Below are 23,508 nucleotides of genomic sequence, written 5' to 3'. Positions count from 1 at the left end.
CGGCCGGCGCCCCCGAGGTGGCGCCGGCCGCCAGCACCCGCTTGACGATGCGGTCCTCAAGGCTCTGGTATGACTCGACCACCAGGCGGCCGCCTACCCGCAGGCTGTTCAGCGCCCGGGGCAGGGCGCGTTCCAGTAGCTGGAGTTCGCCATTGACGGCGATCCGCAGCGCCTGGAAGGTGCGCTTCGCGGGGTGGCCGCCGCGCCGACGGGCGGCGGCGGGGATGCTCGCGCGCACCAGCTCGGACAACTCGGCGGTGCTGGTTACGGGGCTGCCGGCGCTGCGACGTCTCACTATGGCTGCGGCGATACGCGCCGCGAAGCGCTCCTCGCCGTAGTCACGCAGGATGCGCGTGAGCTCTTGCTCATCGGCAGTGTCCACGATGTCCTGGGCCGTGCGACCGGCTGACTGGTCCATGCGCATGTCCAGCGGGACCGGGTGGGCGTAGGAGAAGCCGCGTTCGGCGTCGTCGAGCTGGAGGGAGGACACCCCCAGGTCCATCAGGACTGCGTCAACCGTTCCGTCCGGGCGCCGGGAGGCTTCGGCGGCGATTGCGTCGACGGCGTCGTACGTGGCCCGTACGGCACGGAACCGGTGACCGAAACGCGCCAACCTCGCCGAGGCCAGCGCGATGGCCTGAGGATCCCGGTCAATACCCACCAGTGTCAGCTGCGGAAAGCGCTCCAGGGCGCCCTCGGCGTGCCCGCCCATCCCGAGCGTGCAATCGATCATGACCGGCTCGGGGACGGTGAACGCTGGTGCAAGCAGTTCCAGGCAGCGTCCCAGTAGGACGGGCGTGTGGTGGTCGGCCGCGGCGGCCGCCTGCCCGTCCGCAGGGGTGTTGCTCACGAGTGTCCTCCTTCCGGCCGGTAGTCGGTGCGGCGGCGTTACGACTGTCGCGGCGCCGCATGCACGGGCGTGTAAGTGGTGTTGGCTGCTCGGGACGCCGTCTACCGGCTCCGTCCTGCCAGGACTCCTCCCGCGGGTTCCGGCGCCGGGGAAGAGGCGTCGGACGCTGCGGCGGGCGGAGACCTCACGGAACGGAACCCGTATCCGGCAGTCCCCGGGCACCGGGAGGCAACAGTCCTCCCGCGTGCCCTGATGGCTCTATGAACTTGTGGCACCGGGTCAGAAGAACCCGGGAATGATCTCCTCCGCGGTATCGGCGAAGACCTGCTCCTGGGCGGCCAAGTAGGTCTCCCAGGCCCCCGCGTCCCAGATCTCCACGCGCGCGCCGGCGCCGATAACCGCCAAGTCGCGTCCGAGCCCGGCATAGGCGCGCAGCGGTGCGGGGATCGTGATACGTCCCTGCTTGTCGGGAATCTGCGAATCGGCGCCCGAGAGCATGACGCGCACGTAGTCGCGCGCCTGCTTCTGCGCCAGGGGAGCCTCGCGGAGCTGGGCGTACATGCGCTCGAACTCAGCGGCGGTGAAGGCGTAGATGCAGTGCTCTTGGCCACGGGTGAGGATCACTCCCCCGGCAAGCTCCTCACGAAACTTGGCCGGGAGTATGAGCCGTCCCTTGTCATCGAGGCGGGGAGCGTGGGTGCCCAGGAACACCGGACCTCACTCCTCTCCCCTCGACGACCGGTGCGCCCCACATTACTCCACTTCCCTCCCCTTTCTTCCACAATGCGGCCGCAAACCGGGGTCACGATCGCGTCGCCCCTGTCGAGGACCCATGGTTTTCCCTGGAATTTCAGCAGTGGTGGGCGGTGGGGGACAGTGGAGGAAAATACGCGCGGCGTGGCGGGAGGCAGAGCGCCGACGTCGATGCGGTCCGGCCGACGCGCGTGGTCCGGGCGGATTCGCGCCCGCGGCCCAGGCGCGGGGCCGGGCGCTGGCTGCGCGGCGGAGCAACGGGCGCATCCGCTGCGCGGCGAACGTGTGCCCCGCGCAGGACGGCACTGTGGAATCACAGTGAAATCACAGTGGAATACGGCCCCGGACAATGACGGGTGGAGGGCAGCCGGTGGAGGAAAGTGGAGGGGCCGATGGGGCAGTTAACCGACACCTGCTATGCCTGGCCCGCTCGAACCGTGCCGACGGCAGCGGACGACGCCGATGTCGTCCGCGCAGCTAGCGCCGTCCCCGGCGTGGGGGTCCTGGTCGCGCCTGACTACTGGCGCCGGCCCCGGCGTGCGTGCGGTGGCCGGGCAACCGCGTTAGTTCTGTCCGTCGCGTCGCCTGTCCCAGCGCTCGGACTGGCGCTGCATGAAGGATGAGCGTCCGGCGCTGCGGGGAGTCTTCGGCTCCCCAGCACCACCGCGCGTGAGCATAAGCGTGACGCCCCACACGGCCAGGGCGAAGCCGAGCACCCCCAGCGCTATGGAGACGACGTCGTTGCCGATGGCAACACCGGCGATGACCACCGCCAAGCCGACCAGCAGCAGCGCAACTCCAGCACCGATACGGCGGGGCGAGGGCCGACGCAATGTCGTGTCGGCATGCTGCATGGTCTCAGCCAGCGACGGGTCCTCGTCATTGAGTTGTTCCTCCAGATCGCGGAGCACCTGCTGCTCACGTTCCGACAATGCCATGGCACGCCTCCCTTCCGCTTATGGGCTGAAACGAACAACCGGATGGATCGCCTCGGCCACCACCCACGAACGATATCCAGGATAAGCGGTTGTCGTCTCGGGAAGAAAACCGGAGCGTCCCCATACCTGGGCAACAGCATCCGGGACCTGGTTCTTCCCGCCGTTGTGGTGGACGCGGGAAGCCTGCCGAGCCCGGGAGGCACGCTGGGGCAACGCGGCCACGCACCCCGGGCACGCGTGGAGGGGCTGAGATCAGCCCTCGGGACCGACGGCGGGGCCAGCGGACCCGGGCCGCGCCAGCAGACTGGCGGGCGCCAGCGCGCTTGTCCCCCAGCGCCTGCGCACGGCATCGGCCGTACGTTCGGGGGCGCCTCGCCGCGGGTCGTCGTCGAGCAGCAGCTGAACCCCGTCACCGGCGCGGGAAAGGCCCTCGACCCGCACCCCGAGGAGGCGGAAGCCGCCTCCCGGGGTGGGCAGTGCGGTGAACAGGTCTTCAACCACTGCGAACAGGTCACGCGCCAGGTCCGTGGGCGCCGCCATGGTGCGCGACCGGGTGACGGTCTTGAAGTCGGCGCCTCGGGCCTTGAGCACCACGACTTTCCCGCGCAGCCCGCCGGCCCGCAGCCGCGCGGCGCACTGGTGGGACTGGTCTAGTAGGACCCGGCGGGCGTGCTCGCGATCGGTGATGTTGTCGAAGAACGTCGATTCAGTCCCAACCGATTTCTCCTCTCGCTGCGCAGTCACCGGCCGCGGGTCGATACCGTGGGACAGGTCGTGCAGGTGGCGCGCGGCCGCGGGCCCGAGGATGCGCTCGAGCCTACGCACGTCTGTGGCGGCCAGTTGCCGGACATCCTTGATCCCCCAGCGGCCGAGAGCCTCGGCGCTCTTCTCCCCCACCCCCCACATGGCGCCGACCGGCAGCACGTTCAGGAAGGCCTGCGTGGCGTCCGCCGGTATGAGTAGCAGGCCGTCGGGCTTGGCATGCGCCGAGGCGAGCTTCGCCACGAACTTGGTAGCGGCAATCCCGACCGATGCGGGCACGCCCACGCGTCCCCGCACCTCCCGCCGAATCCAGTGACCGATGGCGACCGGGGAGCCCATACGGCGGCGGGCGCCGGACACGTCCAGGAAGGCCTCGTCCACGCTGACCCGCTCGAGCACGGGCGTGACCTCGCCGAGGATGCTCATGACGTCCCGCGAGACAGCGGAGTACAGGCCGTGCCGCACCGGCAGTACCACGGCCTGGGGGCAGCGGCGTAGGGCCTCATTCATGGGCATTGCCGAGCTGACTCCGAAGGCCCTGGCCTCGTAAGAGGCCGCGGAGACCACACCGCGCCCGTCACGTCCCCCGACGATGACCGGCCGCCCGGACAGCTCAGGATGCTCCAGCAGCTCTACCGAGGCGAAGAAGGCGTCCATGTCCACGTGCAGGATGGGGGTGGCGGAGTCGTCCTCACCCCAGGAACGGCGCGCAGCGTCAGCCCGTGGTGCCCTGCTCATGCCCGTCTCCTCTCCGCGCGCCCGCCCCACCAGTCCGGAAGCGGCACGACGGTGTACTACCCGGCCACGATAACGTGCCCCTGTGACACGCGGTCAATCCTCATCCCGCACCCGCGCCGGGCGCCGCGGCAGGCAGCGCCCGCCCCGGGTCCTGGACCTGCCCGTCGGGCCCATCCGAACCTCCTGCGCAACCGCACAGCTGGAGGTACGTGACACGGGGGTCCTCCTGCTCCTGGACGGGACCGAGTCATCCTGGATCGACCTGCGCGACCCGACGCACCTGGACTTTGAGTACCTTCAGCAGATGGATGCGGTCCTGTCCGCTCTACGCGGGCCGACGGCGCCCGTACGCGCAGTGCACCTGGGCGGCGCCGGATGCGCTCTGGCACGTGCATGGGACGCCGCCCGCCCCGGTTCGGAGCAGCTGGCGGTGGAGATCGACGCTATTCTGGCGAGCAAGGTGCGTAAGTGGTTCGACCTGCCCCGCGCTCCGCGCCTGCGCATCCGCGTGGGCGATGCGGCGCTGGCGGTGGGAACGCTGCGCCCCGGCGAGTGGGACGTCGTGGTGCGCGACGTGTTCGCCGGCGGAGCGGTTCCGCCGACATGCGTCGGCCGTGACTTCCTGATGCAGTGCCGCCGGGCGCTGGCACCCGGCGGCATCTACCTGGCTAACGCCGCCTGCCCACCGCGCGTGGCCATCGCCGCGGAGCTGTCCGACCTGCACGGGGTATTCGACGCGGTGCTGGTAGTGGCCGATGCGGCCGTGGTACGCGGGCGCCGCCCGGGCAATATCGTGCTGCTCGCCCGCGCGCAGCCCTGGTCCGAGCACGAGCTCGACGCGGTGGAGCGGGCGGTGCGGCGCCTGCCGCTGCCCGTGCGCACCTGGCAGGAGGACGACCCGGCACTGCCGCAGCCGTCCTTCTGACGCGGCCCCGGACCGTAACTACTTCAACTACTTCTGCAGCCCGTCGCCAGAGGTGTTCTCATTCGCCTCCAGGAACGCCTCCAGACGGGCGCCGATCTCATCGGCGCTGGGCAGGTCGAGCGTTGGCGTACCCTCGAAGCTCAGGTTCTCGGTCTGCTGCAGCATGGCGTCGTACTGCGCCTCCAGCGCGGATACCACGGCGCCGACCTCGGGCTGTTGCGCCGCCTCGGCGTCGATCTCCGCCCGGTTAATGTTCGCGGCCGCCTCCAGGTCCCCCAGGGGGAGGGCCAGCCCGGTGCCCTCGGCTACCGCGCGCAGTAGTGCCGCAGCACCCTGCGGGAAGTCGTCGCGGGCGATGTAGTGCGGGATGGACGCGGACAGGCCACGGGAATCGATGCCGGCCTCACCCAGCCGCAGCTCCAGGAAGGCGCTCATGGAGCCGGGCAGCTCCACGCGTCCGAACACCTCAGTCTGTGAATTGAGCTTGTCGGGCTGGGAACCGTGGATGTGCACGTAGGTGGGCCTGGTGTGCGGGATGGCCATAGGGATACCGCTGATGCCGACCGCGTGGCTGACTCCCATCGACACGGCCAAGTGGGTCACGGCGTCGGTGAACTCCTGCCAACGGTAGTCGGGCTCTGCTCCGTGGAGCAGCAGTACGTCCTCGCCCTCGTCGTCCTGGAGCAGGTCCAGGACGAGCTCAGGCATGGAGACCTCGGTGTATGTGTTGCGGTCGAAGGTCATCACCGGCCTACGCGCGCGATAGTCGATCAGGGAGTCGACGTCGAAAGTGGCCAGGCGAGTGTGGGGCAGGGTCATGATGAGCTGTTCGACGGCGAGGGAGCCGGCGTGTCCGGCGTCCATGGCGCCCTCGAAGTGGTGCAGGAGCACGCGCGGCGAGACGGGCTCCCCCGCGGGGTGCTCCACAGTGAATAGCGGTCGCATTGCTCCTCCTCTCGCGCTTTTGGCGCTCGTGTTCGTGATGCCGGCGTCACCGAGGCGGCTGCACGCCGCGCAGGTGAGGCCATGCGTCGGCTGGTGCAACATCCAGGGGCGTGCACGTGTTCCCACTCGAACGGGAGATCCGCAGCTCACCCCACCTGACTTCCCTCCTCGCGAACGGAAGGGGAGACGTGTGGATGCCGGCGCCGACGGGGAGATAATGAACGGCCCCGCGCATCGCGGATGCCGCCCCGCGCGGGCTGGGCCCGTGCCTGGCAACAACCACCGTACACGAACTACCGCAATACGCTTCCTGTCCGCCTGTTTCCGTTCCCTTCCGATCCGCGCCGCCTGGCGGCATCCGTCCTCATCCGCCCCGGGCCAGGTCGCCACCCGACTAACACACTTCTAGCGAGGTCATGTGAGCCAGCACCACTCCACCGACTCGACCCGGTTACCGCAGTCCGCAGCCCCGCATGCACCTGTGGAACCGGCGTCCGCACCGTCCGCTCGGGAGCGGGAGGTCGCCGCGGAGCAGGCAGTCGTGGACGTCGCTTACGCCGAGCTGGACCGGCAGCTGTCTCAGGCCCGCCGCTCGCTGGCCTCGACCCAGGCCCGCGGCGCAAGCGGCACGCATCAGTCCCGTGGCGAGCGCGACGCATACGCGGCTCACTACGCGGGCCTGGTCGCCTCTCTTGAGGGGGTTGAGGAGCGGCTGGTCTTCGGGCGCATGGATATGGCGCAGCCTGATGCCGACGCCGCCGAGCCCGGCGCTGACTCGGCGGCAAAGGACATGGCGAAAGACGTTGCGGCGGGCGGACGGCACTACGTGGGCCGTATCGGCTTGCAGGACGACCGCCGCAGGGAGGTCGTCCTGGACTGGCGCGCCCCCTTGTCCCGCGCCTTCTACCAGGCCACTGCCTCGGAGACGATGGGGCTGGTGCGGCGTCGGCATATCGACACGCGCGACCGCCGCGTCGTCGGGCTTGAGGACGAGCTGCTTGACGTGCATGCGGCCGCTGCGGCAGCGCTGACCGCACCCGGTGATCGGGACGCCGGTGCGAGCACCGCTGCGAGCACTGCCGCTAGCACTGTGAGCGTTGATGGGCTGCAGGGCGAGGGCGCGCTGATCGCGGCCATGTCGGCCGCCCGCGAGGGGCGCATGGGTGACATCGTCGCCACCATCCAGGCTGAGCAGGACCGGGTGGTCACCGGCGACGGCAAGGGCGTTTTGGTGGTGCAGGGCGGCCCCGGCACCGGTAAGACGGCGGTGGCCCTGCACCGGGTCGCCTACCTCTTCTACGCCGAGCGCGAGCGCCTGGAGCGCTCCGGGGTGCTGCTAGTGGGGCCCTCGCGCACCTTCCTGCGCTACGTGGAGCAGGTGCTGCCTTCGCTGGGTGAGACCGGCGTGGTCTCCACCACGTTGGCCGACCTGGTGCCCGGCGTGCACGCACGCGGTGCCGAGTCGGCCAAGGTCTCCGAGCTGAAGGCCCGCAGGGCGTGGGTGGATATCCTGCGCCGGGCCGTGCGTGACCTGCAGCGGGTTCCGCAGGAGCCGCGCGACATCGTGGTGCAGGGCACCCGCCTGCAGTTGTTGCCCGCGGACGTGCGCGAGGCGGCGGCCCGGGCCCGGCGCTCGGGCAAGCCCCACAACCTGGCGCGCGAGACCTTCGTGCTGTGGCTGCTGGAGAGGCTGACCGACCAGTTCGCCACCGCCACCCACCAGGATGCCGACGACGCCGATACGCGCGCCTGGATCCGGGAGGATATTCGCACCGCCCGGGACGCCCGCCGGGAGATCAACCTGTGCTGGATGCCGACGACGCCGGTGGGCTTGCTGGAGCGGCTTTGGGCGCGTCCCGAGCTGCTGCGCCGACTGGCACCAGAACTACAGGCCGACGAACGGCGCTTGCTGGAGCGGCCGGCGGGCGAGGAACTGACCGAGGCGGACGTGCCGCTGATCGATGAGCTGGCCGAGCTGCTGGGTCCTAGTGAGGATGCCGAGGCGCGCCGCGCCCGCCTAGAGGCACGGCGGCGGGAATCGCTCGTCGCCTACGCCGCCCAGGCGATCGAGTCCCAGGAGCTGGGGGGCGGCATGGTCACCGCCGAGATGCTGGCAGACAGGATGGAGGACACGGGGCCGTCCTTGACCCTGGCGGAGCGCGCCCGCGCCGATCGCAGCTGGACCTACGGGCATATCGTCGTCGACGAGGCGCAGGAGCTGGGATACATGGCTTGGCGGGCCCTGGCCCGCCGCTGCCCGGTGCGCTCCTTCACCATAGTCGGTGACCTGGCCCAGTACTCTGGCCCGAGCCGCCCGGGCTCGTGGCAGCGCGTGCTCTCGGCCCTGGGCACGCGCCCGGCCAGGCCCCGCGGCGGGCGCGGCTCACGTACGCCGCGGGCAGCGACGCCCCTGCGCGAGGAGGCACTGACGGTCTGCTACCGCACGCCGGCAACGATTATGCGGACGGCTGAGCAGGTGGCGGCCGGTCTCGGGCAGCCGGTCTCCCACCCGGTCACCTCGGTACGAGACTTGGACGACTGCCTGGCGGTGGACGACCTCTCGCGCGGGCCCGCGGCCGAGCGAGGCGATGCCGCACCCGCCGCCTGGGGGCGGGTCCTGCGCGAGGCGGTGGCGGCGGAGTCGGCCACATTGGATGCGGCTGTGGGCACGAGTGCCGGCCGTATTGCCGTGATCGCCCCGCAGCCACAGCAGGTTGCCGCCCAGCTGGCGCAGGATCCAGAGCTGGAGGCGGCGATGCAGGCGCCGGACGGCGACATCCTGCGCAGCCGCTTGGCGGTCATGGACCCGCACCTGTCCAAGGGGCTGGAGTTCGACGTCGTGGTTCTGGTTGACCCTGCAGCCATCGGGGAGGTCAGCCCCGGCGACCTGTACGTGGCGATGACGCGGCCGACGCGCCGTCTGCGGGTCGTGTCCCGGCTGCCGCTGCCGGCCGGCCTGTAACCGGCTCACGGGCAGTACCCAGGGGGATCCTCTAGCCTGCCGCCGATCGGACCCGAGGTGAGCGGCAGACCACAGGTCGCATGCGCGTCACGCACGCACGCTCCTACGCGACCGTAGGTTACGGTTGCGTAGGCTACGATCCTCGCCCGGTCGCCCGTCAGGCTCCGGCGGAATACTCGGGAAAGGCAACGATGAGCAGTTTCAACCAGGCCACTGACGCCGACCGCCAGTCCCGCACCCGGGGTGACTCCACCGATTACCAGCGCCCCCATTACGCCCCCGGCATCCCCAGCGTGATTGCGCCGGTAACCGAGCCGCTGTCCCGCATGCTCGACGACGCTACCCGCCGCTTCCCGGACCGGGTCGCCCTGGACTTCATGGGGCAGGCGACCACCTACCGGCAGCTGAGCGACCAGGTGGCAAGGGCAGCGGAGGCGCTGCGCCGCCTGGGCGTGGGCCGGGGCGACGTCGTCGGTGTGATCCTGCCCAACTGCCCCCAGCACGTCGTGATCGCCTACGCCGCCTGGCGGCTCGGGGCGATCGTGGCCGAGCACAATCCGCTGGCCCCCGCCGCGCAGATCCGCGAGCAGATCCAGATGCACCACGGCCGGGTGATCATCGCCTGGGAGAAGTCACTGGCGCGGATGGTGCAGGCCGTCGGCTCCCTGGACGCGGCAGGCATGGGCGGGGCGCGGGTGCTGTCCATGGACCTGTCCCGCGGGCTGCCGTGGACGAGCCGGCTGGCCCTGAGGCTTCCGGTGGCGGCCGCCCGCTCCCAGCGCAGCGAGCTGCGCGGCAAGGTGCCGGCCGGGGTGACCTCCTGGGACGACCTGGTCGCCACTACCCCGCCGCTGCCCTCGGGCCACCCGCTACCGGGCGTGGGCGACGTGGCCGTGCTGCTGTACACCGGCGGCACCACCGGCACCCCGAAGGCGGTCCAGTTGACTCATGCCAACGCCCGCGCCAACGCGGAGATGAGTCTGGCGTGGGCCTCCCAGACCTGCGAGGTCGGCCAGGAGACCTTCTACGCGGTGCTGCCCTTCTTCCACGCCTTCGGCTTGAGCCTGTCGCTGCTGTGCGCCGTCGGGCTGGCCGCCACACAGGTGGTGCTGCCCAAGTTCGGGGCCGACATGGTGCTGGCCGCCTGGAAGCGGCGCCCCGCCACCTTCTTCCCGGGGGTGCCGGTCATGTTCGACCGGATCGTCACCCGCGCGCAGGAGGTCGGCGCGGACCTGTCCAGCTGCAAGATCGCCGTCTGCGGAGCGGCACCCACCCCCAAGGCGGTGGCCGACGCCTGGGAGGAGGCCACCGGCGGTGCCATCATTGAGGGCTACGGCATGACGGAGACGGCACCCATCATCCTGGGCAACCCGATCTCCCCCGAGCGGCGCCCAGGTGCGCTGGGCGTGCCCTACCCGTCCACCGACGTGCGGGTGGTCGACCCCGACCACCCCGAGGTGGAGGTGGAGCCGGGCCAGGTCGGCGAGCTGGTGGTGCACGGCCCGCAGGTGTTCGCCGGCTATTGGGAGAACCCGGAGGAGACGGACGCCGTCATGCTGCCGGGCGGTTGGCTGCGCACCGGGGATCTGGTGCGCCAGGAGGAGGACGGCTTCTACGTAATGGCCGACCGCCGCAAGGAACTGATCATCTCCGGCGGTTTCAACATCTACCCCAGCGAGGTGGAGGCGGCGGTGCGCTCCATGCCGCAGGTGGAGGAGGTCGCCGTCGTCGGGCTGCCGGCGGAGGCCGGTAACGAGTCCGTGGTGGCCGCCATTCTGCCCAAGGATGGGCAGACGGTCACGCTCGACCAGGTGCGCGCCTGGGCGGAGAAGACCCTGTCCCACTACGCGTTGCCCCGGCAGGTGGCGATCCTGACGGAGATGCCGCGCTCCCAGATCGGCAAGGTGCTGCGCCGGGTGGTGCGCGAGGAGCTGCTGGCGGCCCGGGAGGCAGCCGCGGGCGCGGCGGCGACGGCGGCCGCCGCCTCCCAGTCCGCCGCCACCGCCCTGGTGGAGCGCCTGGGTGAGGTCGGCCGCGGTGAGCCCGGGCAGGCCGCCGGCGCCGGGGAGCAGGCCCGGTGAGCGGTGAGGAGGACGCCGAGCGGTACCGGCGCCCCCACTATCAGCCGAATATCCCAGCCGTCATTGACGTCCCGGAGGGACCCCTGGGAGAGCTGCTGTGCACCGCGGCCGAGTTCTACGGGGACCGGGTCGCACTGGACTTCATGGGGGCGACCCTGACCTACCGTGAGCTGCTGGAGGCCTCCGAGCGCGCCGCGGGCCTGCTGCGGCGGGCGGGCGTCCGGGCCGGGGACCGGGTTGCTCTGCTCATGCCGAACTGTCCGCAGCACGTGGTGGCGATCTACGGGGCGCTGCGCCTGGGGGCGATCGTCGCCGAGCACAACCCGCTCGCCCCCGCGCAGGAGATCCGCGCCCAGCTCGCCCACCACGGCGCGCGGGTGGTGATCGCCTGGGAGAAGGGCGTTGAGCTGGTGCTGAATCCGGCATCGAGAGCCGGCGGCGGCACGGATGAGGAGGCCGACCCGCTGGACGGGCGCACGGTGTTCAGCGTGGACCTATCCTCCGCCATGCCGGCCCGGTTGCGCGCCGCCCTGCGCCTGCCCGTGGCCAAGGCGCGTCGCACCCGCGCCTCCATGCGGGCCGAATCGCTACCCGCGGGCGTGCGCTCCTGGGACCGGGAGGTGGCGCGAGCCGAGCGGCTGGAGGCCTCCTGGCCGCATCCGGGCGGGGATGACCTGGCGGTGCTGCTGCACACGGGCGGCACCACCGGCATGCCCAAGGCGGCCATGCTCACGCACAAGAATCTGCGTACCAACGCGAACCAGGCGATCGCCTGGGTGCCGATGCTGCATGAGGGCGGGGAGACCTTCCTGGCGCTGTTGCCCTTCTTCCACGCCTTCGGGCTGACCTTCAACGTGTTCTGCGCGGTGCAGAAGGCGGCCACGCAGGTGATGCTGCCGAAGTTCTCGGTCAGCCAGGTGCTGGAGGCCCACCAGCGCCGCCCCTTCACGTTCTTCGTGGGGGTACCGGTGATGTTCGAACGGATTCTGCGCGGCGCCCAGAGGAAGGGCGTGTCCCTGAAGACCCTGCGCTACGGCGTGTGCGGGGCGGCCCCGATGCCACCGGCCGTGGGCGCGGAGTGGGAGGCCGCCACCGGCGGCTACTTCGTGGAGGGCTACGGCATGACCGAGACCAGTCCGATCGTCTCGGGCACGCCCATGGGGCCCAGCCGCCGCCTGGGGGCGCTGGGCCTGCCCTTCGCCTCCACTGACGTGCGGGTGGTTGACCCGGACGCCCCGGACCCCGAGCGGGAGGTGCCCGACGGCGAGCCGGGCGAACTGCTGGTGCGCGGGCCGCAGGTCTTCGCCGGCTACTGGGACGACCCGGAGGCGACGGCGGCCGCCATGCTGCCCGGCGGCTGGCTTCGCACCGGGGACATGGTGCGCCGGGAGGACTCCTTCCTGTGGATGGCCGACCGACGGCGCGAGCTGATCCTCACCGGCGGCTTCAACGTCTACCCCTCCCAGGTGGAGGCGGCGATCCTCACCATGGCGGGCGTGGCGGACGTCGCCGTCGTCGGGCTGCCGGGCGGGGCGAATGGGGAGCTGGTGTGCGCCGCGGTCGTCCTGGAGCCGGGTACGCCGGAGCACGCGATCACCCTGGAGGCGGTACGCGCACACGCCGAGCGGGCGCTCCCCCACTACGCCCTGCCGCGTCACCTGGAGATCCTCGAGGAGATGCCCCGTTCCCAGATCGGCAAGATCCTGCGCCGCGTGGTGCGCGAGCAGATCATCGGCCGCGCCAGCGCCGCCTGAGCGCGGCGTGCGGGGCCGGCAGCACCCGAGTCGGCGAGCTCAGAGCAGCCCGGCGGCGGCGAGACTGTCGCGCAGGGCGGCGACCTCGGCGGCGGTGGCGCGCACCAGGGGCAGGCGCACGGTGGCGCTGGGGATACGGCCCTGCAGGGCCAGCGCCTCCTTGGCCATCACCGCGCCCTGACCGCCGCCCATAATGGCCCGCACCACCGGACGCATGCGCTGGGCGACGGCGCGGGCACCGGGCAGGTCGCCGGCGTCGACCTCGCGGATCATCTCCCGCCAGGAGTGGGCGTCGGCGTGAGCGACCACGGAGACGACGCCGCTGGCGCCGTGGGTGAGCCAGGCGAAGTTCAGCCCGTCGTCGCCGGAGTAGTACTCCAGGCCGGTCGCCTCCATGCGCTCGAAGCCCTGCTCGACGTCACCGGTGGCGTCCTTGACCGCCAGCACCCGCTCGTGCTCGGCCAGGCGGGCGAGGGTGTCGTCGGTGATCTTCACGCCGGTGCGGCCGGGGATGTCGTAGACCATGACCGGCAGGTCGGTGGCCTCGACCACCGCCATGATGTGCTGGTAGACGCCCTCCTGGCTGGGGCGGTTGTAGTAGGGGGCGTTGATGAGCAGGCCCTGAGCGCCGGCCTCCTGGGAGCCCACCCCGATGCGTACCGCGTGGGCGGTGTCATTGGAGCCGGCCCCGGCCACCAGCATGGCCCGCCCGGCGAGTGCGTCCTTCACCTCACGCAGCAGGGTCTGCTTCTCCGGCAGGTGGGTGGTGGGGGCCTCCCCAGTGGTGCCGGCCAGCAGGATCATGTCGGCGCCGTCGTCGACCAGGGAGACGGCCAGCTTCTGGGCGGCCTCGACGTCGATCCCCCCTTCCGGGGTGAAGGGGGTGACCATGGCTACGCCGACGGAGCCGAAGGAGCGGCTGGGGAGAGTGCTCATAGTGAGCAGCGTAACGGCATTGCCGCACGCATGTGGCGGGCGATCACAGGGTGGGCACGCCATTTGCGGGCAGCGGCCGATTGAGGACGTCCGGACCCGGGCGAGGCACGCACGGTGAAGTCGTGGGGACGCATAGGCTCGGTCGCATGAACGACTTCCTCCGCCACAGCGACGACGCCCACGGTACGCCGCCCGCTTCGCAGACACCCACCCCCGGGGACTTCGTGCGTGAGGCCACCGCCGCGGACCTGGACGCGATCGGGCGGGTGCACGCCGCCGCCATGCTGGCCTCCCTGCGCGCCGCCCACGTCGCCGCTCATGAGGTGCCGCTGTCGCCGGGAGTGGAGGCGATGGTGGCGGCGCCGGTAATCGCGGCCGGCTGGGAGCAGGCCGTGGTTAGCCCGCCGTCACCAGCGCACCGCGTGCTCGTGGCCGTGGGTGAGGGCGGCGAGGTCGTGGGCCTGATCGGCGTTGCCCCCTCCCCCGACGGCGCGGCTACGACGAATGCCGCGGGCGAGACGAGCCAGGCCGACGACGATGCGGCGGCAGACGCGGACGCCGCGAGCGGGCGGGGCATGGAGATCACCGCGCTCGGCGTGGCCCCGGAGCGGCAGCGCCGCGGGCACGGTTCCCGGCTGCTGGCCGCCGCCTCGGAGCAGGCGCGTGCCCAGGGGGCCGACGTGCTGCTGGTGTGGGCGGTGCGCGGGGACGAGTCCCTGGCCGGGTTCCTGCGCGGCGCCGGCCTGAAGCGCACCGAGTCGTTCCGTCGGCTGCCGGTCGGGCAGGGCGTCATCGAGGACTGCTGGGCGGCCGTGCTGTAACCGCGTCGGACGACCGGGCCAACCCGGCACGCGTCGTCGTTGGTGCGCGCAATTGCCCCGAGTCGACGCGTGGCCGCCCGGGCAGGCCCGGGCGTCGTCAGAGGTCCAGCAGCTGGTCCAGGCCGATGGTCAGGCCCTCGCGTGCGCCCACCTCGCGCACGGCGAGCACCACGCCCGGCATGAAGCTGGCGCGGTCGAAGGAGTCGGTGCGGATGGTCAGCTGCTCGCCGGGGTTGCCAAGCACGACCTCCTCGTGGGCGGTGAGTCCGCGCAGGCGCACGGCGTGTACGTGCACGCCGTCGACCACTGCGCCGCGGGCGCCGTCCGGGTCGGTTTCGGTGGCGTCGGGAACCGGCCCCCGTCCCGCCTCGGCGCGGGCGGCGGCGATACCGCGGGCGGTGGCGATGGCGGTGCCGGAGGGAGCGTCGACCTTGTTGGGGTGGTGCAGTTCGATGACCTCGGCGGACTCGAAGTAGCGGGCGGCCTTCGCGGCGAAGGACATGGTCAGCACCGCCGACAGGGCGAAGTTCGGGGCGATGATGACGCTGCGGCCGGCCGCCTCCGGGCGGGCCAGGTGCTCGCGCACGCGCCCGTAGGCCTCGTCCGTCCAGCCGGTGGTGCCCACCACCACGTCCACGCCGGCGTCGATGAGGGCGTGGACGTTGTCCTCAGTGACGGCCGGATGGGTGAAGTCGACGGCCACCTGGGCGCCGGCCAGGTTCGCGGCGGTGAGCTCATCGCCGATGTCGAGGCGGGCGACGAGCGCGAGCCCGTCGGCGTCCTCGACGGCCTGGCAGACGGTGGACCCCATGCGCCCCGCGGCGCCGACTACGGCAACAGCAATACTCATGCGGGCACCCTAGCAGCCTGTCGCCGCGAGGCGGCCACATCTAGAAGTCGCCTCTGGTCAGTCTGCGGTGTCCCCACAGGAACAGGGGCAGACACCAGGCCACGGCCAGCAGCATCGTGGCCACTGGCTGCTCCAGCCACGAGGAGGCAGGCAACGCGGCTACACCCTGCAGCCTGGCAATGACCGCGTTGGGCATTACCACGTGCACCCAGTCGGGAAGCAGGACCGTCCAGGAACCCAGCGTTAGCAGTGCCGGAACCAGCATGGCCAGTATCTGGGCCGCCCCCACACCCAGTGCCAGAGTCATAACAGCAGTAGCTACCGAGCGCGTCCCCATCGCCACCAGGGCACCTGCAGCCGCGACTAAGGCCAGCACCAGCGCCGCGCGAACCACGGTTTCCAGACAAGCAGCCAGGTCGAACGGAACACCGCGGTAGTCCACGTAGGGCCTGGTCGTCAGAACGAGCCCCAGCATGAGCGCCAGCGCGGGAAGGGCCGTAACCACCGCGGCGCTGACCAGCTGCGCCCAGAACAGCCTGGAACGCCTGCCTACCGCCACCACTGTGGACATAATGGCACCGGAGGAGTACTCAGCACCAGCGGTCACCGCACCCGCCAGTCCGGCTGGCAGTGACGCGGCCTGAACCCCAGGGACTCCGACCACGGCGGAGAAGAAGACGACAAGGCAGAGCTCGAGGGCGATCAGGACCTGCACCGAACGCGTCCTCGCCGCCTTGCCGAACTCGCTGACCAGGACCCGGCGCCAGGTCACCTCCTGCTGTGCAGCGCGATCACCGGTCATGGTTCCTGCTCTCCTTCCAGCACGTGAAAGAACCAGCCCTCAAGGGATCGTTTCGCTTCGCGCATCTCAGTGAAGAGGACCCCCTCGTCGAAGAAGGCCCTCTGCACCTCCTCGATACCCGCGTCTATGAGTACCCCACCCTCGCTGTCACCTGGTCGTTCCGCGGCTTCCACCTGCCAGTTCCGCGAGTGTGCCAGGGCGACAACCTGGGCGGGATCATCGGCGCGAACGATGACTCCGCCGGGGCGCCGCACCTGGTCAACGGGAGCCTGGGCCAGCACCCTGCCCTCCTTGAGAACGACGACGCGATCCGCAATGTCCTCGACCTCTCCGAGCAGGTGGGAGGAGACCAGTACAGCCCTGCCCTCATCGGCCAGCCTTCGCAGCAGGGAGCGCAGCCACCGAACCCCCTCAGGGTCAAGACCGTTGAAGGGCTCGTCCAGGACCACGTTCTGCGGCTGGCCCAGCATCGCCGCCGCCAACGACAGGCGCTGGCGCATCCCCAGAGAAAAAGTCCTGACCTTGCGGTCCCCTACCGCCGCTATGCCTGTCTCTTCCAGGCTTTGGCGCACGCGGACCTCCGGAATGCCGCTGGTGCGGGCAATACCCATGAGGCACTGGAACCCTGTTCGGGAGCCCACCCAGTGGTCTGCTCCCAGAACCAGCCCCAGGCGTCCCAGCGGGTATGGCGACCTCCCCGGTGCGGCGCCGTCAACCCGGACCTCGCCTCCATCAGGACGCACAAGCCCGCCGATCGTCTTCAGCGCCGTCGTCTTGCCAGCACCGTTCGCGCCGACTAGGCACGCGACGAGTCCGTCAGGCACCTCAAAAGAGGCAGAAGACAGCCCACGTACACCGCCGTAATCCTTACTCACCTCACTCAGCGAGATCATTGCGCGCCCTCACCTCCTCGTGGCATCGACGGCTGAGCCATCAACACAAGCACACCCTCGTAAGTTTACCACCCGCGAGCTCATAAACGGCATCAGCGCTCCTCAACGTAGAATCGCGATGTGTGGCACAGATAACCGGCGACCGGCTTTGCCGACACCCTGGGCGTCCACAAAGTCCTGCAACCCGGCCTGAAGCAACCGACGGAACACATCATCCTGAGCCAGGTCAGGGTCGGCCAGCACTTCCGCGATCAGCATGGACACGGCAGACTTGCTTGTTGAGCATCCTGGGTGAACCTTCCTAGTGAGTCTTGGTCGAGAATCTGGGCTCCCACGATGCCCCCTACCAGAGGGAACCCCTCGCGGGAATTGCCACCACACTGCGAGACCTACCCTTAGCGTTTGTGCCACCCCTCATATTCAAGGAAGCCTCCATGTCGCAGCTCGGCCATGACTCGTCATCCAGCGCATTCCAGGATCGGTCGCGCACGGGTCGGCAGATCGCACGCAGGCCGAGCGCCGTGTCATCGCTGTCTTTCGCCGCCGTCGCCGCCGTGTGTGCAGTTCTCATCCACCTGAACTGGGAGACCCCGCAGCGAGCACTCGCGATCGCCGTCGCAGTCTCCGCGACATGCACGGTACTGGCAGCCGTCACGGACCTTCGGATGCTGCGGATAATCGCCGCCGTGGCGCTCGGGGTCATGGCCACGATTGCCCTCACTCATCCCGCGGGTGCGTTAGGAGCGTGGGTCATCGGCGCGGTCCTCTGCTTCGTATTCGCCGTGCTTCGGCCCCATCGGTTTCGGATGAGGCAGCCGCAAGGTTAAAACCAGATGCTCGCCGTATCCTCACTCGCCGCGATCACGGTTGAGGTGAGGGCGTCGGCTGAATCTGTTTCAGGCACCCGGTCCGACCACTACGCGGCAGCGCTCCTGGGCGGCGAGCTGGGCGGCCAGTGCGCGCACGTCGTCGGCCGTGACCGCGTCCAGGCGCCGCAGGTTCTCCTCCATGGAGCGCAGGCGGCCGGTGACGACCTCGGCGCGGCCCAGCCGCCCCATGCGGGCCAGAGAGTCCTCTCCCCCGAGCACCATGGAGCCACGGATCTGCCCGCGGGCGCGCTCCAGCTCGCGCTCGGTTACGCCGTCGGCGGCCAGCGACTCGAACTCGCCGGCCATGACGGTCAGCACCTCATCGACGTCGCCCGGGGCGCAGCCGGCGTATAGACCGAAGGCGCCGGCTCCCGCGTAGGGCGTGTCGAATGCGTAGGTGGAGTACGCCAGGCCGCGCTTCTCGCGGATCTCCTGGAACAGGCGCGAGGACATGCCGCCGCCGAGGATGGTGGTGAGCACACTCATGGTCCAGCGGCGCTCGTCCAGCGCCGGAATGCCCTGGCAGGCAAGGTATACGTGGGACTGCTCGGCGTCGCGCTCCAACGTGATGTCGTGAACCGTCAGCTCTGCCGCGGGTTCCGTTTCGAAGCGGCGCGGGCGCGGGGCGACGACGCCGGTGGTGTCCCAGCCGGCGGCGGCCAGGTCGGCCGCGACCCGCTCGCAAATCTCGTCGTGGTCTACGGCGCCGGCGGCGGCGACCACGAGCGTGTCGGAGGCGTAGGTGCGCTGGTAGTGCTCCCAGACGGCGTCGCGGGGCACCGCCGACACGGTCGCGTAGGTGCCGCCGATGGGGCGCCCCAGCGGGGTGTCATCACCGAAGGTGGCGCGAGCGAAGGCCTCCTGGGCGATCTCGGCGGGGTCGTCGGCGGCGTCGGCCAGCTCAGAGACGATCACACCCCGCTCGGTCTCCACCTCTCCCGGGTCCAGGCGAGAGGAGGTGACCATGTCGGCGAGCACGTCCAGGGCGGTCAGGTCGTCCGGTCCCAGGACGCGGGCGTAGTAGGAGGTGTGCTCCTTGGATGTGGCGGCGTTGGACTCCCCGCCGATCATGTCGAATGCCTCGGCGATGTCGTGGGCGCTGCGCGTTGCGGTGCCCTTGAACAGCAGGTGCTCCAGGAAGTGGGTGGATCCCTCCTGACCGGTGCGCTCATCGCGGCTGCCGACGCCGAACCACATGCCCAGCGAGGCCGAGCGCAGCGCCGGAACGTGCTCGGTGATCACGCGCACGCCTCCGGGGAGGATAGAGCGACGGATGGTGGCGCCGTCGTCGACGAGGCGGAGTTCGGTGCCGGGGGCGCCGGCGGGTGCGCGGTCGAGTGCGGCTTCGCCGAAGCTGGTTTCGGGGCCGGTCGGGGCGGGAGTGGTCACCGCACGAGCCTAAACGACTGGCCTCGATGCGTCATTTCCACCGGTTTCGACGCGTTACGAGTGCCGGTCTCGGCGTGTTACGAGTGCCGGTCTCGGCGTGTTACGAGTGCCGGTCTCGGTGAGAGGAGAGGGCCGGGCTCCGGTTGATCGTCGTGATCGCGCGGAGCCCGGCCCTCGGTTGTTACCGGGTCAACCGGATTGGTCACTCCTCCTCGGAGGACTCCACGGTGCGCATGCGGCGGCGGCGCGGGCGACGCTCACGGCGCTCGCCGTCCTCGTCGGTGCGCTCACGGCGGCGGCGCGGGCGGCGCTCACCGTCACCCTCACCGCGCTCGGCGCGGTGCGCCCTCGCCTCGTCCTCGGCGGCCTGCTGCTCCTCGTTGAGGACGGCGTGCAGGCTGAGCTTGCCGCGCTGGTCGATCTCGGCCAGCTCGACCTCGACCTTGTCGCCCACACCCAGCACGTCCTCCACGTTCTCCACGCGCTTACCGCCGACCAGCCGGCGGATCTGGGAGACGTGCAGCAGGCCGTCCTTGCCGGGGGTCAGCGACACGAAGGCGCCGAAGGTGGTGGTCTTGACCACGGTGCCGACGAAGCGCTCGCCGATCTCCGGCATCTGCGGGTTGGCGATGGCGTTGACGGCGTCACGGGCTGCCTCGGCCGACGGGCCGTCGGAGGCACCGATGTAGACCGTGCCGTCGTCCTCGACCGTCAGCTCGGCGCCGGTGTCCTCCTGGATCTGGTTGATCATCTTGCCCTTGGGGCCGATGACCTCACCGATCTTGTCCACGGGGATGTGCACGCTCAGCACGCGCGGGGCGGTCGGGGCCATCTCGTCGGGAGAGTCGATCGCCTGGGCGAGCACGTCCAGGATGAACAGGCGGGCGTCGCGGGCCTGGGCGAGGGCGCCGGCCAGCACGTCTGAGGGCAGACCGTCCAGCTTGGTGTCCAGCTGCAGGGCGGTGATGAAGTCACGGGTACCGGCGACCTTGAAGTCCATGTCGCCGAAGGCGTCCTCGCTGCCGAGGATGTCGGTGAGCGTGGCCCACTTGGTCTCGCCGTCGATCTCCTCGTGCATCAGGCCCATGGCGATGCCGGCCACCGGGGCGCGCAGCGGCACGCCGGCGTTGAGCAGCGACAGGGTGGAGGCGCACACCGAGCCCATGGAGGTCGACCCGTTGGAGCCGAGCGCCTCGGAGACCTGGCGGATGGCGTAGGGGAACTCGTCGCGGCTGGGCAGCACCGGCACCAGGGCGCGCTCGGCCAGGGCGCCGTGGCCGATCTCGCGGCGCTTGGGGGCGCCGACGCGGCCGGTCTCACCGGTGGAGAAGGGCGGGAAGACGTACTGGTGCATGTAGCGCTTGTGCTTGATCGGCGAAAGATCATCAACCTGCTGCTCCATGCGCAGCATGTTCAGGGTAGTAACGCCCATGATCTGGGTTTCGCCGCGCTCGAAGATGGCCGAGCCGTGCACGCGGGGCAGCACCTCGACCTCGGCGGCCAGGGTGCGGATGTCCTTCAGGCCGCGGCCGTCCATGCGCACGCCCTCGGTGAGGGTGCGGTGACGCACGAGCTTCTTGGTCACGGAGCGGAAGGCCGCCTTGAGGGCCTTGGCGTCCTCCTCGGCCGGGTAGGCCTCGGCCAGGTCGGCGAGCACCGCGTCGCGCACGGCGTCGGTGGCCTCGTCGCGGGCCTGCTTGCCCTCGGTGGCGATGGCGGCGGCCAGGTCGTGGGCCTCGGCGGCCTTCTCGACGGCGTCGTACTGCTCGTCGGTGTAGTCCAGGTAGAGCGGGAAGTCGGCGGTGGGCTTGGAGGCGTGCTTGGCGACCTCCAGCTGCGCCTCGCACAGAACCTTGATGTGCGGCTTGGCGGCCTCCAGGGCCTCGGCGACGACGGCCTCGGTGGGGGCGGTGGCGCCGGCGGCGATCAGGTCCCAGGCGTTCTCGGTGGCGCCGGCCTCGACCATCATGATGGCGACGTCGCCGTCCTCCAGGACGCGTCCGGCCACCACCATGTTGAAGGTGGCGCGCTCGAGCTCGGAGTAGCGGGGGAAGGCCACCCAGTGCCCGTCGATAAGGGCCAGGCGGGTGCCGGCGACAGGGCCAGCGAAGGGCAGGCCCGCGATCTGGGTGGACATGGAGGCCGCGTTGATGGCCAGGACGTCGTAGGCGTCGTCGGGGTGGATGGACAGGACGGTCTCAACCACCTGCACCTCGTTGCGCAGGCCCTTGACGAAGGAGGGGCGCAGCGGGCGGTCTATCAGGCGGCAGGCGAGGATGGCGGAGGTGCCAGCGCGGCCCTCGCGGCGGAAGAAGGAGCCGGGGATGCGGCCGGCGGCGTACTGGCGCTCCTCCACGTCAACGGTGAGGGGGAAGAAGTCGAACTGATCCTTGGGGTGCTTGCCGACGGTGGTGGCCGACAGGACGGTGGTCTCCCCGTCCAGGTAGGCCATGGCGCTGCCGGCGGCCTGCTTGGCCAGGCGCCCGGTCTCGAAGCGGACCACGCGCTTGCCGAAGGGGCCGTTGTCGATCACGGCCTCGGCGGCCGTGACCTCGGGGTCGTCAAGGAACATATTTAGCGTGTCTCTTTCTATGTCGATCGTCAGGCCGGCCGTGGCCTTCGATCGAGGCCCACGGAGCTGCGCACGCGCTGGTCCGGAGGCCACCACCGAAAACCGACGGGCCGTGCCGTCCGGTTACCGGGTCTGTCCCGGCCACCGGGTCCACTCCCCCGTAGCTGCCTTCCCGGGCCGACGACGCCGCTGCAGGCGCGTCCGCATCCGGTAGCGCGGGCTGTTCCCGGAGCCGATCCGGGAGGGCGTGTTCAGCAGGGCACCTGTCGGCACCCGGGAAACGCACTGCCACTGCCACTAGCTTGAGGATGAACGGCTTGATCCTACCGTGGCGCCAGCGAGCGCGGGGGTCACGGAACGACCGGGAGACGTGAAATAGGACGCGCCCACCGGCTCGGGACCTTCGGGCCTTCCGCATGAGAACAACCTCATGAAATCGTTTCAAGCACGGGGTTGGCCCACGGCGGACCACCCACAGAACTCGCCATGCCAAGCTGCACCAAGGGAGCGCACTCAATGACCTACCGCATGATCTTCAACCAGACCGGCTACTTCGGACGCGGCGCCATCGCCAACATCCCCACCGAGATCACGGCCCGCGGCCTGAGCAAGGCGTTCATCGTCACCGACCCGGTCCTGGCGGACAACGGCACCGCCGCACGCATCACCGACCTGCTCGACAGCGCCGGCATCGCCTGGGAGATCTTCTCCGACGTCGTACCCAACCCGCCGGTGGAGAAGGTGCAGGCCGGCCTGGCCGCCTTCCGCAACTCGGGCGCCGACATCCTCATCGGCCTGGGTGGCGGCAGCCCGCAGGACACCTGCAAGGCGATCTCGGTGATCGCCACCAACCCCGAGTTCGAGGACGTGCTCAGCCTGGAGGGGGCCTCCCCCACGAAGAACCCGGGCACCCCCATCATCGGCGTGCCCACCACCGCGGGCACCGCCTCGGAGACCACCATCAACTACGTCATCACCGACACCGCCAACCAGCGCAAGTTCGTGTGCGTGGACCCGCACGACATCCCGGTGATCGCCGTGGTGGACCCCGACCTGATGGACGGCATGCCGCGGGGCCTGAAGGTCGCCACCGGCCTGGACGCGCTCACCCACGCCATCGAGGGGTACATCACCCCCGGCGCCTGGGAGCTGTCCGACGCCCTGTGCCTGCGCTCCATCCAGATGATCGCCAAGAACCTGCGTAAGGCGGCCGAGGGCGACGCCGACGCCGTGGAGCAGATGGGACTGGCCGCCTACATCAACGGCATGGCCTACTCCAACGTGGGCCTGGGCCTGGTGCACGGCATGGCGCACCCGCTGGGCGGGCGCTACAACGCCCCGCACGGGGTGGCCAACGGCATCCTGCTGGCTCCGATCATGGCCTTCAATGCCGAGTACACCGGTGAGAAGTACCGCGACATCGCCGAGGCCTTCGGGGTGGCCGACGCCCAGACCATGCCGCTGGACCAGGCGCGCCAGGCCGCCGTCGACGCCGTCGCCCAGCTGACCCGCGACCTGGGCAACCCCACGCGCATCAGCGAGGTGGGCGTGGATGAGTCCGGGATCGCCGCACTGACCGAGGACGCCTTCGCCGACGTGTGCACGCCCGGCAACCCCCGCCCGGCAACCCGGGAGGACATTGAGGCGCTGTACCGCTCGCTGCTGTGA

The 23,508-nt window shown here is 70.5% G+C and carries 18 protein-coding genes; 6 read left to right on the top strand and 12 right to left on the bottom strand.

What is annotated here, in order from left to right; translation table 11 throughout:
* From rsmH to dinB, 4 genes are all read right to left on the bottom strand, one after another.
* Positions 1-850, bottom strand: an 850-nt coding sequence (gene rsmH, locus GZ997_RS01545) for a 16S rRNA (cytosine(1402)-N(4))-methyltransferase RsmH (protein ID WP_162678582.1), incomplete at its 3' end; no start/stop codon positions are given.
* A gap of 279 nt (positions 851-1,129) precedes the next feature.
* Positions 1,130-1,561 (bottom strand): division/cell wall cluster transcriptional repressor MraZ, encoded by a 432-nt coding sequence (gene mraZ / locus GZ997_RS01540; RefSeq protein WP_161924364.1) that lies wholly within the window; start codon positions 1,559-1,561, stop codon positions 1,130-1,132.
* Between the two features lie 605 nt (positions 1,562-2,166).
* Positions 2,167-2,541, bottom strand: a complete 375-nt coding sequence (locus GZ997_RS01535) for a DUF3040 domain-containing protein (RefSeq protein WP_161924365.1) — start codon at positions 2,539-2,541, stop codon at positions 2,167-2,169.
* Between the two features lie 252 nt (positions 2,542-2,793).
* Positions 2,794-4,041 carry a DNA polymerase IV gene (dinB, locus tag GZ997_RS01530; RefSeq protein ID WP_161924366.1) on the bottom strand — a complete coding sequence of 416 codons (1,248 nt, stop codon included), beginning with the start codon at positions 4,039-4,041 and terminating at the stop codon, positions 2,794-2,796.
* Between the two features lie 172 nt (positions 4,042-4,213).
* On the opposite strand from dinB, the gene GZ997_RS01525 reads away from it, so the two are divergent.
* Positions 4,214-4,966, top strand: a complete 753-nt coding sequence (locus GZ997_RS01525; RefSeq protein WP_162678607.1) for a fused MFS/spermidine synthase — start codon at positions 4,214-4,216, stop codon at positions 4,964-4,966.
* Between the two features lie 27 nt (positions 4,967-4,993).
* Here GZ997_RS01525 and GZ997_RS01520 read toward each other — a convergent pair whose 3' ends face one another.
* Positions 4,994-5,911: a PAC2 family protein gene (locus GZ997_RS01520; protein ID WP_162678581.1), complete on the bottom strand. Its 918-nt coding sequence runs from the start codon at positions 5,909-5,911 to the stop codon at positions 4,994-4,996.
* A gap of 481 nt (positions 5,912-6,392) precedes the next feature.
* Between GZ997_RS01520 and GZ997_RS01515 the strand changes: the two genes are divergently transcribed.
* The 3 genes from GZ997_RS01515 to GZ997_RS01505 all read left to right on the top strand — a co-directional run bounded on the left by GZ997_RS01515 (position 6,393) and on the right by GZ997_RS01505 (position 12,708).
* Positions 6,393-8,873 (top strand): AAA family ATPase, encoded by a 2,481-nt coding sequence (locus tag GZ997_RS01515; RefSeq protein WP_343212241.1) that lies wholly within the window; start codon positions 6,393-6,395, stop codon positions 8,871-8,873.
* A gap of 191 nt (positions 8,874-9,064) precedes the next feature.
* Positions 9,065-10,954: an AMP-binding protein gene (locus tag GZ997_RS01510; protein WP_161924368.1), complete on the top strand. Its 1,890-nt coding sequence runs from the start codon at positions 9,065-9,067 to the stop codon at positions 10,952-10,954.
* Positions 10,951-12,708, top strand: a complete 1,758-nt coding sequence (locus GZ997_RS01505) for an AMP-binding protein (RefSeq protein WP_162678579.1) — start codon at positions 10,951-10,953, stop codon at positions 12,706-12,708. The genes GZ997_RS01510 and GZ997_RS01505 overlap by 4 nt, the downstream gene beginning before the upstream one ends.
* 39 nt (positions 12,709-12,747) lie before the next feature.
* Here GZ997_RS01505 and dapA read toward each other — a convergent pair whose 3' ends face one another.
* Positions 12,748-13,644 (bottom strand): 4-hydroxy-tetrahydrodipicolinate synthase, encoded by an 897-nt coding sequence (gene dapA, locus GZ997_RS01500; protein WP_162678578.1) that lies wholly within the window; start codon positions 13,642-13,644, stop codon positions 12,748-12,750.
* Between the two features lie 146 nt (positions 13,645-13,790).
* Here dapA and GZ997_RS01495 point away from each other — a divergent pair, with 146 nt between their 5' ends.
* Positions 13,791-14,465 (top strand): GNAT family N-acetyltransferase, encoded by a 675-nt coding sequence (locus GZ997_RS01495; RefSeq protein ID WP_162678577.1) that lies wholly within the window; start codon positions 13,791-13,793, stop codon positions 14,463-14,465.
* Positions 14,466-14,562: 97 nt separating this feature from the next.
* Here the strand turns inward: GZ997_RS01495 and dapB are convergent, their stop codons facing one another.
* The 6 genes from dapB to GZ997_RS01465 all read right to left on the bottom strand — a co-directional run bounded on the left by dapB (position 14,563) and on the right by GZ997_RS01465 (position 21,840).
* On the bottom strand, positions 14,563-15,315 hold the full coding sequence (gene dapB / locus GZ997_RS01490) for a 4-hydroxy-tetrahydrodipicolinate reductase (protein WP_161924372.1): 753 nt from the start codon (positions 15,313-15,315) through the stop codon (positions 14,563-14,565).
* A gap of 40 nt (positions 15,316-15,355) precedes the next feature.
* Complete coding sequence (locus tag GZ997_RS01485; protein WP_161924373.1) at positions 15,356-16,117, bottom strand: hypothetical protein; 762 nt, start codon at positions 16,115-16,117, stop codon at positions 15,356-15,358.
* Positions 16,114-17,010, bottom strand: coding sequence for an ATP-binding cassette domain-containing protein (locus tag GZ997_RS01480; RefSeq protein WP_219109690.1), 897 nt, complete (start codon positions 17,008-17,010; stop codon positions 16,114-16,116). Before GZ997_RS01480 ends, GZ997_RS01485 begins: the two co-directional genes overlap by 4 nt.
* A 102-nt stretch (positions 17,011-17,112) precedes the next feature.
* Positions 17,113-17,274 (bottom strand): hypothetical protein, encoded by a 162-nt coding sequence (locus GZ997_RS01475; protein WP_162678568.1) that lies wholly within the window; start codon positions 17,272-17,274, stop codon positions 17,113-17,115.
* 632 nt (positions 17,275-17,906) lie between these two features.
* Entirely contained in the window at positions 17,907-19,268 is a 1,362-nt protein-coding gene (locus GZ997_RS01470) for a pitrilysin family protein (protein ID WP_162678575.1), read from the bottom strand.
* A 202-nt stretch (positions 19,269-19,470) separates the two neighbouring features.
* Positions 19,471-21,840 carry a polyribonucleotide nucleotidyltransferase gene (locus GZ997_RS01465; RefSeq protein ID WP_161924376.1) on the bottom strand — a complete coding sequence of 790 codons (2,370 nt, stop codon included), beginning with the start codon at positions 21,838-21,840 and terminating at the stop codon, positions 19,471-19,473.
* 516 nt (positions 21,841-22,356) lie between these two features.
* On the opposite strand from GZ997_RS01465, the gene fucO reads away from it, so the two are divergent.
* Positions 22,357-23,508 carry a lactaldehyde reductase gene (gene fucO / locus GZ997_RS01460; protein ID WP_162678574.1) on the top strand — a complete coding sequence of 384 codons (1,152 nt, stop codon included), beginning with the start codon at positions 22,357-22,359 and terminating at the stop codon, positions 23,506-23,508.

Source organism: Actinomyces sp. 565 (assembly GCF_010365615.1).
Taxonomy (GTDB): domain Bacteria; phylum Actinomycetota; class Actinomycetes; order Actinomycetales; family Actinomycetaceae; genus Actinomyces.
This window is presented reverse-complemented; position numbering and strand designations above follow the sequence as displayed.

What these genes read in the sequence shown, in the direction of transcription:
- GZ997_RS01535 (WP_161924365.1), bottom strand. Translation starts at nt 2,541, where the DNA reads ATGGCATTGTCGGAACGTGAGCAGCAGGTGCTCCGCGATCTGGAGGAA.
- dinB (WP_161924366.1), bottom strand. Translation starts at nt 4,041, where the DNA reads ATGAGCAGGGCACCACGGGCTGACGCTGCGCGCCGTTCCTGGGGTGAG.
- GZ997_RS01520 (WP_162678581.1), bottom strand. Translation starts at nt 5,911, where the DNA reads ATGCGACCGCTATTCACTGTGGAGCACCCCGCGGGGGAGCCCGTCTCG.
- GZ997_RS01510 (WP_161924368.1), top strand. Translation starts at nt 9,065, where the DNA reads ATGAGCAGTTTCAACCAGGCCACTGACGCCGACCGCCAGTCCCGCACC.
- dapA (WP_162678578.1), bottom strand. Translation starts at nt 13,644, where the DNA reads ATGAGCACTCTCCCCAGCCGCTCCTTCGGCTCCGTCGGCGTAGCCATG.
- GZ997_RS01495 (WP_162678577.1), top strand. Translation starts at nt 13,791, where the DNA reads ATGAACGACTTCCTCCGCCACAGCGACGACGCCCACGGTACGCCGCCC.
- dapB (WP_161924372.1), bottom strand. Translation starts at nt 15,315, where the DNA reads ATGAGTATTGCTGTTGCCGTAGTCGGCGCCGCGGGGCGCATGGGGTCC.
- GZ997_RS01485 (WP_161924373.1), bottom strand. Translation starts at nt 16,117, where the DNA reads ATGACCGGTGATCGCGCTGCACAGCAGGAGGTGACCTGGCGCCGGGTC.
- GZ997_RS01480 (WP_219109690.1), bottom strand. Translation starts at nt 17,010, where the DNA reads ATGATCTCGCTGAGTGAGGTGAGTAAGGATTACGGCGGTGTACGTGGG.
- GZ997_RS01465 (WP_161924376.1), bottom strand. Translation starts at nt 21,840, where the DNA reads ATGTTCCTTGACGACCCCGAGGTCACGGCCGCCGAGGCCGTGATCGAC.
- fucO (WP_162678574.1), top strand. Translation starts at nt 22,357, where the DNA reads ATGACCTACCGCATGATCTTCAACCAGACCGGCTACTTCGGACGCGGC.